Annotated in this window: 9 protein-coding genes; 8 read left to right on the top strand and 1 reads right to left on the bottom strand. The window is 43.8% G+C overall.

Annotation, left to right across the window (positions count from 1 at the left end):
• Positions 1–63: 63 nt before the first annotated feature.
• The 4 genes from AC58UW_RS02790 to AC58UW_RS02775 are packed head-to-tail and all read left to right on the top strand — an operon-like array spanning position 64 to position 4226.
• Complete coding sequence (locus tag AC58UW_RS02790; protein WP_497419191.1) at positions 64–1659, top strand: spore germination protein; 1596 nt, start codon at positions 64–66, stop codon at positions 1657–1659.
• A 14-nt stretch (positions 1660–1673) separates the two neighbouring features.
• Positions 1674–2873 (top strand): Ger(x)C family spore germination protein, encoded by a 1200-nt coding sequence (locus tag AC58UW_RS02785; RefSeq protein ID WP_497419190.1) that lies wholly within the window; start codon positions 1674–1676, stop codon positions 2871–2873.
• A gap of 4 nt (positions 2874–2877) precedes the next feature.
• Positions 2878–3111, top strand: a complete 234-nt coding sequence (locus AC58UW_RS02780) for a hypothetical protein (RefSeq protein ID WP_497419189.1) — start codon at positions 2878–2880, stop codon at positions 3109–3111.
• Positions 3112–3122: 11 nt separating this feature from the next.
• Positions 3123–4226 carry a GerAB/ArcD/ProY family transporter gene (locus AC58UW_RS02775; RefSeq protein ID WP_497419188.1) on the top strand — a complete coding sequence of 368 codons (1104 nt, stop codon included), beginning with the start codon at positions 3123–3125 and terminating at the stop codon, positions 4224–4226.
• 35 nt (positions 4227–4261) lie between these two features.
• Here AC58UW_RS02775 and AC58UW_RS02770 read toward each other — a convergent pair whose 3' ends face one another.
• Complete coding sequence (locus tag AC58UW_RS02770; protein ID WP_497419187.1) at positions 4262–4771, bottom strand: thioredoxin family protein; 510 nt, start codon at positions 4769–4771, stop codon at positions 4262–4264.
• 146 nt (positions 4772–4917) lie between these two features.
• Between AC58UW_RS02770 and AC58UW_RS02765 the strand changes: the two genes are divergently transcribed.
• From AC58UW_RS02765 to AC58UW_RS02750, 4 genes are all read left to right on the top strand, one after another.
• Positions 4918–6429 carry an RsmB/NOP family class I SAM-dependent RNA methyltransferase gene (locus tag AC58UW_RS02765; protein WP_497419186.1) on the top strand — a complete coding sequence of 504 codons (1512 nt, stop codon included), beginning with the start codon at positions 4918–4920 and terminating at the stop codon, positions 6427–6429.
• A gap of 6 nt (positions 6430–6435) precedes the next feature.
• Positions 6436–7188 carry a pseudouridine synthase gene (locus AC58UW_RS02760; protein WP_497419185.1) on the top strand — a complete coding sequence of 251 codons (753 nt, stop codon included), beginning with the start codon at positions 6436–6438 and terminating at the stop codon, positions 7186–7188.
• A 179-nt stretch (positions 7189–7367) separates the two neighbouring features.
• On the top strand, positions 7368–8411 hold the full coding sequence (locus AC58UW_RS02755; RefSeq protein WP_497419184.1) for an S-layer homology domain-containing protein: 1044 nt from the start codon (positions 7368–7370) through the stop codon (positions 8409–8411).
• Positions 8412–8414: 3 nt separating this feature from the next.
• A complete protein-coding gene (locus tag AC58UW_RS02750; protein WP_497419183.1) occupies positions 8415–15440 on the top strand; it encodes a PKD domain-containing protein in 7026 nt (2341 codons plus the stop codon).
• Positions 15441–15463 lie beyond the last annotated feature (23 nt).

Genomic DNA, 15463 nt, shown 5'->3' with positions numbered 1-15463 from the left:
CAGGGAAAACTTCCCACAAGATGAACTGATTTCAAAAAGAGCTTGGTGGAGGCGATAATAAGAATGTCTTGGACCAAGACGCTACATCAACTATTCAACCATAAAAAAACTCCAAGCACGCGCTCCCAAGAGCAGGAAGATCCTATTTCGCATATAAGTCTACTTAGCGATAGCCTATTGAATATCGAACAAATCAAAACGACCTTTGGCGATAGTGACGACCTTAAGACTGGGGAAATGTACCTGGAACTGGATACCAACTGCAAAATTGGTTTCGCCTTCCTTGAGCAGATGGTAGAGAGAACATTATTTCAGGATATCATGAACGGTTTGACGGCTAAATCGGCTGAAATCGTAGAGGCCATGGAAACGGGTTTCTATGAGCTGCCTGATTTGATGAAGAATATTCTTCAGAACTTAGGGGAAGTCAAAACGATTAATGACTACCAAGAGGTATGTTATCGGATTTTGTCAGGAGAAACTGTTCTTTTTGTCGATAGTTATACACAGGTGTTATCTGTGAATACGGCTGCTGAAGAACAGCGCTCGGTAGAGGAGCCAATGACGCAGTCCGTTGTTAGAGGTCCTCGAGATGGTTTTACGGAGTCGATAGGCACGAACATCTCTCTTATTCGCAAGCGTATCAAAAGCCCGAATTTATGGCTGGAGAGCATGACAATAGGCAGAGTTACGCAAACAACGGTTTCGATGATGTATATAAACGGGATTGTGAATGACAAAATTGTAGATGAGGTGCGGCAACGGCTTGAGCGTATTGATATTGACGGCATCCTTGAAAGCGGCAATATCGAGGAACTTATCCAGGATGAAACGTTCACGCCGTTCCCAACGGTATATAACACCGAACGGCCTGATGTGATTGCATCTGGCTTGTTGGAGGGACGCGTTGCCATTCTGGTGGATGGAACTCCCTTTGTGCTTGAGGCTCCTGTCATTTTCACGCAATTTTTTCAATCTGCCGAGGACTATTATCAACGAGCTGAATTTGCAACATTGATCCGCATGTTGCGATATGTTTGTTTTTTTATCTCGTTAATGGCACCTTCTTTCTACATCGCGATGACTACGTTTCACCAAGAGCTCGTGCCCAGCTCATTATTATTTAATTTAGCGGCGCAGCGGGAAGGCATTCCTTTTCCTGCTTTTGTGGAAGCCTTATTAATGGAAGTGACATTTGAGATCCTGCGTGAAGCAGGCGTGCGACTTCCTAAGACGGTAGGTCAAGCAGTATCTATCGTAGGTGCGCTAGTTATCGGGCAAGGCGCCGTGGATGCAGGGCTGGTTTCACCGGCGATGGTCATCGTGGTTGCGATTACAGCGATCTCGAATTTTGTTATACCAGCATTTAGTATGGGGATTCCCATACGCATCATGCGTTTTATTTTGATGGTATTTGCCGCTACATTTGGCTTATTCGGCATTACCGTTGGTTTAATCGCGATGGTCCAGCATCTATGCTCACTTCGTTCATTTGGGGTGCCGTACATGTCTCCGATGGCTCCGTTCGTAATGGCTGACCAGAAGGACACCATTCTTAGATTGCCGCAATGGAGCCTATTCTCCAGACCTCGATTTATTAGCCAAAAGAATATTATTCGTGAAAACAATGCCCCGACAACCAAACCAAAACGAAAATAAAGGGGGATCAGCCAATGAAAAGATTAGGTTGTATACTGTGTACACTAAGCTTACTTGGCCTTGTGCTCTCGGGGTGTTGGGATCGTCATGAACTGAATGATTTGGCAATTACGGTTGGCGTGGGATTCGATAAAAGCGGTGACGAATATTTAGTTACGGCACAAATCGTGAACCCCAATGAGGTAGCTTCGAAAAAGGGAGCAGGCTACAGTACGCCTATCACGACCCTTTCAGCGAGAGGGATTTCAACGTTGGAAGCGGCAAGGAAATTAACGACTTCGGCTCCTCGTAAGTTGTTTGCATCCCATTTGCGTATTATCGTGATCGGTGAGGAGCTTGCGCGTGAAGGGGTTTCTAAAGTCATGGATGGCATCACCAGAGATCACGAAATCCGATCCGACTTCTACATCATCGTGGCCAGAGGTACGACAGCCGCCAAAGTGCTGCAAATATTGACACCAATTGAGAGGATTCCAGCGAACAAAATGTTCAAGACGTTAGAAACGTCAGAGAAGGCGTGGGCACCAACGGTTAGTGTACGTATCGATCAGTTCATAACGAAGCTAAGTGAACCGACGACGGAATCGGTATTAACAGGCATTCGAATTGTGGGTGATTCAAAGAAGGGAAGTTCGAAGTCGTCCCTAGCGGAGACCAATCCAATCACTAACTTGGAGTATACCGGGCTAGCCCTTTTTAAAGAGGATAAATTGGTTGATTGGCTGAACGAGGATGAGAGCAAAGGGTTTAACTATATCATTGGAAATGTCAAAAGCACGATGGGGTATTTGAAATGTCCCAAAGGCGGAACGATAACGGTAGAAATTATCCGTGCTAATTCCAAGATCAAAGGGGCGGTGAAAAACGGGAAGCCTGAAATTAATATTAATGTCATGTTGGAAGATAATGTAAGCGAAGTGCAGTGTGATATTAATTTGTTGGACCCGGATACGATCCTTGAACTTGAAAAAATTGCGGCTAGTACCCTGAAAAAAGTTATGTATGCCTCGATTAACAAAGCAAAGGAAAATAAAGCAGATATCTTCGGTTTCGGTGAAGCTATTGAGGATGCATCCCCCAAGACGTGGAAAAAGCTTGAGCCGGATTGGCAGAATGAATTCGCCAAGCTGCAAGTAAATATCACCACGGACTTACATATTCGCCGCTTAGGTACAACGAATAACTCCATCATTATGCGCCCAAAGGAGGAGTGATGACATGTGGGTTGTCATCTCGGTTTTGATCATTGCGACTCTCGCGGGGTTACTTGAACTCCCGCAACTACTGCGCAAACAGCTAGTTGCGGAAAGCTGGGTATTCTCTTCGCTTTTATTCATAGGATCTTTGCTTTGCATTCTCCATTTCCAGAGAGTGAAGATTCCGAATCCGCTGGAATGGATTACGTATATCTACCAACCGGTGAGTCAATTTGTTTTTGGCATTCTAAAATAGAGGTGAATCACATGTTTGAGAAGGGTAGGATAGGCGTTCACCAGTTTACGATATTGACTATTCTTTTTACGATTGGCAGCGCTATCCTCATCGCTCCTTCGGGACTTGCCTATGATGCCAAACAGGACGCTTGGATTGCTTCCATTCTAGGACTCTTAGTAGGCTTGTTGCTCGTTATCTTATACCTTGCTCTTGGACAACGTTTTCCTCAAAAAACACTGGTTGAATACGGTGAGGAGTTGATGGGAAAATGGGTCGGAAAAGCCATCGGCTTGCTTTATTTCTGCTTTTTCTTTATATTAGCAGCGTTGGTGCTTCGTAACTTAGGCGATTTTATTTCAACCCAGGTCCTTGTGGACACACCGCTGCAATTTACGCATATCTTCTTTTTGGCGATCGTCATTTTGGGCATTCGAAATGGACTAGAAACCTTCACGCGTACATCGGAAATTTTCCTGCCATGGGTGCTGCTATTTTTCTTCCTCATGTTCATCCTGCTGCCAACGCAAATGAAAACAACCAATATACTACCAGTACTCGGGTACGGCTTCAAACCTATTATACGTGCTTCCGTACCGCTCATTGGAACCCCATATTTGGAACTTGTCGTCTTTTTAATGATTCTGCCTTTCGTAAATCAAACCAAAAAGCTGGGAAAAGCGTTTCTTGTAGGTGTTTCCATCGGAGGCTCCTTGATTGTTATCATTTCGCTTTTATCTATTCTAGTGTTAGGGGATGATTTGACATCGGTCCAAATGTATCCTAGCTTCTCATTAGCTAGAAGAATTTCTATTGGCAGCTTCCTTGAACGTCTTGAGGTTGTAATGGCGGGGATTTGGTTCATCACCATTTACTTTAAACTAACGTTATGCCTGTATGCGTCTGCGGTGACTCTGGGCGCTGTTTTTAAACTGAGTGAAATCCGGCAGCTCTATATTCCTTTGGGAATGAGCTTAGTTGTACTTTCGGTCATCGCCTACCCGAATGTCGCGTATTTCATCCAGTTTGCCTCTAAAATATGGGTCTTCTACTCGGGAACGTTCGGACTCATTATCCCCTTATTGCTATTAGGTCTAGCTATTTTTCGCAAAAAAAACCGGAAGCCATTGAAATAAAAAAGCAGCGGAATCCGCTGCTTTTGTCGTACCTATTAACCTTTGTATTTCTGGAAAAAAGCTTTAAACATCTCTGGCGTATTACCGCCTGCAGCGCCGGCTTCAGGAATACCGCCAACAATGCGATCAACTTCTTTGCCATCTTTGTAGTAAATAAGGGTCGGTGTGGAGTCAACTTTGTACTTTTCCCAACCGTCTTTGAATTCTTCCAGATTGAATTGTTTGACATCAATGCCGAGCTCTTTTTCGATAGGAACAAGAACAGGAGTCGTTACTTTACAATGCGGACAAGTGGAAGCGTAATAATATTGGAAAAATGTTTCTTTGTTTTTCAGCCTTTGATCGAGATCTTTAGGCAGAATAAGGTTCTGATAGTTCGGATCGTTTAATTGCTTCACGGTTTCCGGGTTTAGCTTGGATGCTGCAACACCGTAAGGATTACCAGCATTGGCCTTATCCGATGATTTGGTAGACTGCTGATTAACGAAATATAAACCCCCGAATAAAATAACGACAATGCCTAGATAAATAAGCAGCTTCTTCATTTCATGCACCTCATCTTGTGTTGTATACTAACTACTAATTTCGATAAAAAGTATAGCATATCCTGTTCATATTTTGAAAATAATTGGCTGTTTCGTGACAGTTCAGCTATAATAGCGATGATAAAAGAGGAAAGAGAAGATGTCGGATGACGAAGCAACTGCCACCCTTATTTAGGGATAAAATGATTGATTTATTAGGGGAAGAGGAATTTGAGCTCTTTCTGGCTTCTTATGACCAAGCGAGATCTTTTGGTTTAAGGGTGAATACGGGTAAAATCACGAAATCAGATTTTTTGGATAAAAGTCCTTTCTCGTTGGAGCAGATAGCATGGGCGTCGGAAGGGTTTTATTATGAAGAAGGAGAACGTCCTGGTAAGCATCCGTATTATCACGCAGGACTTTATTATATTCAAGAGCCTAGCGCAATGGCGCCAGTAGAGCTGCTTCAGGTTCAACCTGGTGAGAAAGTGCTCGATTTATGTGCGGCTCCGGGCGGGAAGTCTACTCAAATTGCAGCTAAACTGCAGGGCGAGGGAGTTCTTGTCGTGAATGACAACCATTCGGATCGGGTGAAGGCGCTTGTCAAAAACTTAGAGCTTTTTGGGGTCCGCAACGCCGTCGTTTTGAATGAGCGGCCGGAGCGGATGCTGAATGTGTTTCAGGGCTATTTCGATAAAATATTAATAGACGCCCCTTGTTCAGGGGAAGGGATGTTCCGCAAGGAAGAAGATATGATGCAGCAATGGGAGCGCCATACGGTACAGGAATTTGCCGTAATGCAGAGGGAATTACTTGGACAAGCGGCTCAAATGTTAGCGCCTGGCGGAACAATTGTGTATTCCACCTGCACGTTTTCTCCGGAGGAGAATGAGGCGCAGATTGCGGAATTTTTGGACAAACATCCTTCGTTTGATGTGGTGCCGATTGAGCGCTTTGACCATGGACAGCCGGATTGGCTGCGTGAGCCGTGGTGCGAGGAGCATTATTCAGCTCGCGCTAGAGAAGCAGTTGCTGGGACTGCGCGGCTTTGGCCTCATCGTTTGCGCGGTGAGGGGCATTATGTGGCTGTGCTGAGGAGTGGCGTTGAGTCGGATGCGGGGGTTGGGGGGAGAGTAAGGACGGACGCCGACGTTGTTTTGGCATCTAGAGCGGGGCGCAGCGGACGTGATGCGCTGCGTGGGAAGGTCCGCGCGGGGACTGAGTCCCGAGTGAGCTTGGAGCCGCTTCAGGCGTTCGAAGACGAGCTGCTGCGCAGCGAGCCTTTCGCCGCATTGCGGCTTGTATGTTACGGCGAGCACGCATATGCGTCGCCAGCGGGTTTGCCCGAGCTGCACGGACTGAAAGTCGTGCGGCCTGGTTGGTACATCGGCGCGCTGCACCGCGGCCGATTCGAGCCGTCCCATGCGCTAGCCATGGGACTTCGCATGCGCGAAGCCAAGCGAGCGCTGAGCTTGGCTTCGAGCGACGAGCGAGCCCTTCGGTACCTGAAGGGCGAGACGCTCGAAGTCGCGGAGAGCGAGATTATCCGCGACCCGGAAGTGACCAAGGCAGCCAAAGGCTACTGCCTTGTCTGCATTGATGAGCATCCCGTCGGCTGGGGCAAATGGCTGGATGGGATGCTCAAAAACGAATACCCGCCCGGCTGGAGGTGGACCTAATCGGTCATGAAACAAACACAACGGCTCGATAAAATACTCGCCCACGTGGGCATCGGCTCGCGCTCTGAACTCAAACGCCTTGCTAAGGAAGGCGCAATTTATGTGAACGGCGCGAAGGTTAAAGACAGCGGGATGCAGGTCAACCCTGATAAGGACATCATTCAAGTAAACGGCGAAACTGTGCTTTACAGGGAGTTCATTTACTTGATGATGAATAAACCGCAAGGCGTGGTTTCCGCTACAGAGGATAATCGTGATCGTACCGTGGTGGATCTTTTGGATGCGGCATATGCGCCATTCGAAGTTTTCCCAGTGGGTCGATTAGATAAGGATACCGAGGGTTTTCTTTTGCTCACCAATGATGGGAAGCTTGCGCACAACCTTCTTTCTCCTCGTAAACACGTATCCAAAACTTATTTTGCTAGGGTAGAATGGGAGGTTACCGAGAAGGATATTGAGGCATTTTCGCAAGGCGTGACCTTGGATGATGGTTATGAGACATTGCCAGGTATCTTGAAAATTCTTAGTTCCGGTAATGAAGTTAGTGGATTGCTCTCCGAGATTGAGTTGACAATCATGGAAGGTAAGTTTCATCAGGTGAAACGAATGTTTCAAGCTGTAGGAAAGAAAGTCGCCTACTTAAAACGCATTTCCATGGGACCGCTTGCCTTGGATCCTAACTTGGCATTAGGTGAAGTGAGAGAGTTGACGGATGAGGAGCTTACTTCACTTAGAAATGCTCACGACATTCAAAATTAGAGATTTACAAAAATACTAGTATATGGTATTTTTGGAGTAATACAAATGTCTTTGAGCGGAAGAACCGCCCATGTCATCGTTGCGTTTCGTGCATCGCGATGGCAGGGTGGTTTTTTATGTTGTTTTTAGTGGTTTGATACCAAACATGTCTGCTGTTAGCAATGAAAGAGGGGTTAAATATGAAAAAAAGATTATCTGTACTAGGAATTGCAGTGCTTTGTGCTTTATCTATTGGCTATGATGCCATGGATTCCTCCGCGCAGAGTCCAACTCGTTTCAAAGACACATTCCAGCACTGGGCAGAATTGTCTATTCAAACTGCCGTTCAAAAGAAGTACGTTGACGGTTACGAAGACGACACTTTTAAACCTGATGCCCCAATCAGCCGCGCTGAATTTATCAAAATGGTAGCATTGGCAACAGGGGAGAAGGTCAACAAAATTGATGGGGATGGGTGGTTTCAGCCCTATGTGGATCGGTTGAAGACGCAGGGAATAATCCCTGCTGAGTTTCCAGAGAGATATAACGAACCACTCCAAAGATATGAGATGTCTATTTTGAGTGTGCGAAGTATTGATAAGACTTTAAAGGGATCAATGGTGGACTCTACGAAAATGGGGTTAATTCATGGCGTAAGCAGGACCGATTTGGACGTGTATGGGACAAGTACGCGTGCTCAGTCGATTACGATCATTGAGCGGATTCTTGCTGCCAAGAATGGGGAGAAGCTGCAGGTTGATAAGTATGCTGCGAGTGCGGCTGAGATTGCTGCAACTGGGAGCAATGTGGGGACTATGTTGGGGTTAAAAGCGAAGGAAGTAGGGACTGAGTGGCCATATGGCACTGGTGTGACAGTGAAGTTGAACCAATTAATCATAGCTGATCCATCGGATCCTGATGATCCATATATGAATTTGATTGATATGAGTACTTTTGATAACGAGTTAGATAAGTCCGAAAATGTAGTTGTTCTTGCTCATTTCACTGTCAAAGTTGAGGATGCAGGAGTAAACAATGGTGATCTTCATCCCTATCAATTACTCACTTTGCTTGATCAAACTGATCAAATGTTACTTGCAGAGCAACAATTAAAACGTTGGATACGTTTTGATGAACCACAAATTCAAACGGGCTTTGTCGCTTATTCTAGACTGAGAAATAGTACCACTAATGGATTTACATTTGACATTTTAGGAAAGAAAGTTCCAATGGCGAATAAGTAAGGAGTGAAGAAACTGCGGATTTTTTTACATTGCTCAATCGTGATTTTATTGTTCTTGGAGTTATTACTTCCATTTTTTGAGATCAATTCTGCTCAAGCATCTGGAATAAAGAGACTATATTATAATTATGAAACGGCCACCTATCTTGAATCGATGATTGAAACTCAATATTCTTCCTCGCCAGTAAAAAGTTTTGCTGAGGATATTAGTTCTTATATAATTGGTTCTATAATTGGTGTAAGCCTAAAGAACAATGGAGTTGATAGATCTTCGAATGTCACGTTCTCAGGAACTTCAGTTTCAGTCACTAGTCTAGAAGGCTCAAATCTAACAGTATATGGAAAATCAGAGACTAAACCAATGCATCAAGTTTATCGTCAACCGAAAGGTCAGATTTGGGAGCATAAGGGAAGTAAAACATTAGCAATAGAATTTAACGGCATATACGGATTTCCTAAGTCTCCTTATCCAGGAGCTATTCCTCTGTACGGTCGTGAAAGATATAATACAACCCCATTTAATTACTCATCAGTCACTAGCAATGGACCTGATTTAAGGTATTCATATAGTTCCAGTCAATATTTAAAAGATGGTCAAACAAACATAACTGGTCATGTTGCAAGTGGAGATATGGTCAAAGATTACAATAAAGAAGGTTACGCAGTAACTTCTGCTTACGAAGTTACTAGACCAGATAAATGGTTTAGTTTAGCTTCAGCAGCATCACTTGATCCGCTTGATCCTAATGCAATTATTTCAGACGGGGACAAACTTGCACAGAATTCCATTGAAATCTATGATGCACAGAAGTATAAATCCTCTTATGGTGCTATTCCCTTATCTGTAGGCCAAGGAACACTAGCAGGTCAAGGCATGATTCGTACAATGATGTTGCTTGATGATTCTGTTCCGGAAGAGCAAATTGAAGAATACCCAGATACTGACGGCTCAGGAGGCCTATCCCGTAACTACCACATGTACGCCATAGGCCTATGGAAAGGAGAAACCTACAAATACCAAACCTATATCGAAGTCACCTACACCCCACCCAACAAACCCGATCTAGCCGCTATATCGATCGACGCCGGCAGTTGTGTCCTCTCGGGTTCAAGTACTAACCTCACCATCAAGTTCAAAAACGTGGGTACTTCCATCTCGAGCGGCAGCTCATTCAAAGTTACAATAGCTGCCGACGGCGCAGTATTCAAGACCTATACCTACACGGCAGGACTTCCGCCGGGCGAGACCAAAACCGAGACAGTCCCCTACACCTTCAACAGCATGAAAAGCATCACATTAGCCGTAGATTCCAATGACGATATCTCAGAAACCTCTTCCACGAATAATGTGTTTTCTCAAATTATTACCCCGCAAGCCAGCTGTTCGCCTACAGGCGGTAGCTATTCTGGAAAAACCTCTGCAGACAAACCTACTATGCCATGGAAAGATTCCAACATAATTAAGGCGGAATGGACCATACCGTCCAGTTGCACGCCAGTTAGAGGACGTTTTATTTTATCTCAAGCAACTGGGGAGTCTGTTCAATATGGTTGGAGTACTCTGAACAGCACATCAGTCAATGACATGTCTATTTTTGCTTATGGAATGATGGGCTTCATTGGCTACCCTGGCAACATGCAAAGTGGACAAGTAGATATCTCTTACAAACTTGAGGATAGTTGTGGAGGAACTTCTTATTTTTATGAGGGGAAGTTTACAATAGGCCCTAAACCTCCCAATAGACCGCCACAGTTCGAAATCGGATGGTTTCCAGAAAATGATTTTAACAGTCGTACACCGATGTCGGAAGCGGTAGTTGGAGACAAACTAAATGTACGCTTGCTGCCTGAAATTTCGCCTAACCATTATGATCCTGACGATGATTTTGTTACTTTTGAATGGTTGTTCGCGAACAGCTCGAGTGATTGGGTCAAAAGTTTTCCTTCCAGGGGTTATTTTAAAAATGAGGAAAAACTGACATGGCTAACGGCATCAACAGCCGGAGATCATACAATTTCGGCAAAAATGTGCGATGACAAAGGAGCATGCACGCAAAAGGAAGCGACAATAACCATCATGCGACCAGATCCCATTCCGTGCATAAATGTTCCAAGTCGCGTTGTGCAAAATCGCCCTCTAGTCCCAAATGCTATCAATGGCGCTTGCAGCCGGCCAGCCAAGAACAGGACAATTTCGGAATATTTTTGGACGAATAATCTTGCAGTATACCCCAATGTTGGTATGGAGACTGTCACTCTCGAGGTCAAAGATAACTATGGCATACGCAGTTTGCCAGAAAATATAGCAATCAAAAACATCAATGTTGTCGAGGATAAGCCGCCTATTGCTGCAATTAATCTTCCGCTTTTTGCGGTTCGTGGAAACGTTCCATTTCGAGATATTTCTTTTAGTCCCGACGGAGACGTCATTACTGAAACTACAATTAGCTATATATACGACCGTAATAATGATGGGGTTTTTAATGATCACATGCCATTCAATCTACCTATTGCAGTAGGAGGAACGTCACAACTACCTGCCGCAAAGGTTGGTAAGTATAAGTTAACTGTCATAACGAAGGAAGACTGGGGACTAACAGACACGAAATCCTTTGTGATCGATATCAAAAATGAATCGCCTGAGGTCGCATTCACGGTAACAAGTGCAAATCCCGAACCTCCTTTGTTTCAAACCGTAAATGAGAACGAAATGCTAATGGCATTTGGGGATCAATGGGAAGGTTCATCACTTACAAATACAAATTTACATAGAACTAAGGATCTTGGTTTCACATACAACCCTGTTACGAAAGGATTTACTTCTCATTTTGGAAAATCGCCATATAAAGCTCCTGCCAATGGTTTGATTTTTACTCGCGCTATGGAGACCGTTGGGATTGATATGGGCAGCAGTTTTAGCATACCACTTTTGTATGGTACTCAATTTATAGGTAATAAAAGCGGATCGGCTGTTCGTGGTACTATCCCCTATACATTGCAAATGGTTAATCGGGATGGAGTTCCTTTTGGCCCACCAACGACAACACAGCTTAGCGGTATTGGAATTACCGCGTCGCCGACAGCGAGTAATCCGGGCAATTATTTAATGTATGACGCCAAAGGAGGCAGCTATAGTTTATCCTGCAAATATTTTTATGAAAATGTCCCGGATGATAATGATGACTATCATTGGTGGTGTGACTATACGAGGAAAAATGCTTCTGGTCAAACTTCCTGGATTAAAAGCTTTGAGAATTACAGCTATTCGATTTCCAGTTATTTCGAGCTGCCGACACAGTCTTACCATATTGGCAATGCAAATAACATGGAAATTAATGATGATGGTACGAAAATAAAACTACCATACGTACTTTTTAATCCTAGTAACTGTTTTTACTGCGGTGGCGGAGATCTCTCACGTTGGTATGATGTGGAATCTGGATTAGAAGTAGCGTCTGGAACAATTACGAGGTCAAGTGGGAGTGGAGCTGTATATGAAGACTCCGAGGTATCCGTGTACGCACATCAAGATTATTCGAGTACCTATAGCAACTCAAATTATTCAAATAGTGGCAGCAGCTCGGCCGACAGAGGAACCTACAACAATTATTTGACTTCGTATAACAAGCAAACGGGCATTACTAAACGCTTAGACGTCAGTACGGTCAATCGAGATGATAGCAGCCAAGTCCGAGATGGAGTTGTTATTAGAGGGGAAGGTTGGGACCATTCAACAAGCTCGATTGTGCAAGTAAAGTGGGATGTTTCTGAGGATGGATACGTGTACATCGTAGATGGATTTAACAAGGTAATTGTGGCTGACAAATATGCTAATAAAATAGCGGAATACACAACGGCAAATTTACGTCCAATGAATTACTCAAGTAATGAACAGCTCTTATACGAAAAAAGACAGTTTATAATAAGCGCATCAGGATTTGGGAATGACGGTGAATATTACTTACAGCTCCAAGAACAATACTACAAGCTTAGAAGATATAATTTTAAATGGGCGTCATGTGGCGGCTGTAGTAGCGGCAGTTATGTCTCAAGTTATGACGAAGATTCAACAGGTTCGTTTAACAAGTTCTATTCCTATACGATAAAGGGTACAATTGCTAGTCCCAAAATCTATGCATCCTCTGAGGTTGGCCAAGTTTTAAAAAAGGATACAGAGATTGCCGATGCGGATTACTACTTTGACTTTATGCAATCGAGTTTGAATTATAGCTTGAATTCACCGTCCGGGTTTATTTTTAGAGCACAAAACAATCGGAATATGTATAGGCTGGAGTTGACATCAAATTGGATTACTCTTTCTAAAATTGTGAACGGGAATCGTACCGTCCTTAGAACTAGCCCTAATAGTCTTAACACGACTGATTTTATAAACCTCAAAATTTCAGTTAGAGGGTCAAAGATGAAGGTCCGATTAGGTCAACTCCCTGTTATGGAAGTATCGGACTCCTCGTTCACTTCTGGGACCTATGGAGCATTCATCTGGGGATTCGGCTCTCATTTTCGTAACGTTTTTGTGAAAATTCCTATAGTAGATAACACGACAGTTAGCGATGTAGGAATAGCAGGGGAGGAGCTAACCTACGGAATAACGTATGATGACCCTGAAAACGATCCGCATCTAGCTGCTAAAGACAAATGGACATATGAGCACACGAATTCAGCGAAATTTTTGGATGCAGGTGATGGAAAAAGCGGCTTGTCCGGCTATCATGGTCAAACATTAATAGGCGCCCCAATGAAAATACTTGATAAAGTTGGTCTGTATAAATTGACGTACATCGGTGCTGATGATCCTGCTCCACTAGACTATACGTATCCAAAAGCAACTTTTGCCGATTACATATCTGAGTCGGATCCTTATTCGAGAAATGTTTTGATTCATCGAAAACCAATTAGTAAGATAGCTTGCAACCAAGATTTGTATTATAAGGTGACATGCGACGATTCACAAAGCTATGATCCGGATCGATGGTTAAGTTCAACAAATTACTCTTCAGAGTCTACGGGAATTAACTATGGCTCAACCAAAGGTATCCTTGATCGCAGGTATGAATATATCCTTCCGGACGGAACTACAGTGCCTGGACTGATCGATCGGGTCAAAGAAATAGGATTATATACGTTTCGGGTAGCGGTAAAAGATGAGTACAACGCATGGTCCGACTGGGCAGAAGCGTATATCTGGTTAGAGGCTCCACCTGCCAATCATCCGCCTTTTGCAGATATAACGAACCCTGCCAGTTCTGACTTTAATAATCCATCTGGGACGGCATCATCAAACCCGATTTTTACATGGAATGCTGTTGATTTCGATGCGGATAGTTCCATTGTAAAATCTGAAATCCAAGTCCAATACTACAATTATGATTATTATAGTAACCCGCAGTATCAATGGGTAAATCAGTTTTCTTCTGCTCTTTCTCTGAGCAGTAATCTAAAAAGTGACGGTTTGACGGTTGGCTTAAGTTACACTGCTCCAATGTCTTTACAGGAGAATAAGATTTATAAGGCTAGAATACGGGTACAGGATGAAAAAGGGTTATGGTCGGAATGGTCGGAGAAATATTTCAGTAAGGGATATCCGCCATCGTCTGTGCTGACTTATCCGAATGGAACATATTCTAACCCTACTCCGATTACAAGCGGATTGCTAACACCTTCTTGGAATCAATCGGATCCTGATGTTCCAACCCAATTTAAAAACTATCAGTACAGAATCCTTGATGAAATGGGGACTCAACTTACATACACATATCGTGGGTATACGAGTGATGCAATTCGGGGAGGCAGCTATGCCCATTCGTGCACCTATGATAATGAAACAAGGGTATGGCAGTATTGTAATTATTATACGACAAGCACTTCTTGGACGGTTCATCCAAGCGAACAATTCGACTTGTCGGTACTTGAAGGAATATTAGGTCCGTTTCAAGTTCAGGTTCGTGTATCTGACGGTAGGTACTGGTCCGAGTGGTCCAACTCCGGATGGTTCAATTTGAATAGGCCTCCCTCTGTGACTATGAAAATGCCTAATGGGACGCAAGCTGTACCTTCCATTTATTCTGAGCTCCGTCCAACCTTCCAATGGACTCAAACGGATCCAGATCTTGGAACAACTTTCACGTATGCTCAGGTGCAAATTACGAATGAAGCTAATGACGTATTGGTTCTGGATTCGGGACAATTTTATCAAGGAACTGCTTCCAATGAGGGAAGCTGGCAAGTCAGTCACGATCTCCCTTCTGGGCAAAAACTACGCGTAAGAGCAAGAGTATTCGATGGTATTGTTTGGTCTGAATATTCAGCGCAAACTTGGTTTTATATCAATCGGCCGCCTGTTGCTGAGTTTGACTGGACGCCTAAGCCAGTTTGGGAAGGGGATGTGGTTCAAAGCATCAATTCCTCCGTTGATCCGGATGGAGATAATCTGAGCTATACATGGAAATTGGAGCAGCCGAGTGGAACGGAGGTTATTTATTCCTCACAAAATATTAGCCATCAGTTCCTAACTCCTGGCGTTTATAAAGTTACGCTTACTGTGTCTGATGGACTGCTTTCAAACTCGATTGTCAAATTGATTACAGCTGCACCGCTGGCAATTCACTCCGACGTTACTTATACCAACAATTGGCTGCTTTTACATGAGAAAAAAGGCCACCAAACAAATGCGGCACCCAAGGATTTTTACTCGGGTGAAATATTCGTTGTATCAAGTCAGAGCTCGCCGGCACCTGTTGACGAAGTAACGGCTTGGATAGATACATCGGGGTTGGACGGTAAGCTTCTCTACGTATCCGAGCGTTTAACTCCAGCAGCAGGAGATGCGACATCTTTTTGGGGAGAAATTTTTGATATGAAATTTCAGTCATTCTCGGAGGGGTTGCCTGAAGGATTGCAAACGATTCATTTTCGTATGCGATATCGCAATGGCGTCATAAAAACAGAAGATATTCACGTAAATATTATTGGCAATGTCAATAAATCAGTAGGTGTTCATAGGGTTCAATAATTTCAAAGCAGTTATCTTCGGAT

The sequence above is a fragment of the Paenibacillus sp. J22R160 genome, assembly GCF_059692135.1.
The sequence above is the reverse complement of the archived record's forward strand: the minus strand, read 5'-3'. Positions and strand labels throughout refer to the sequence as shown.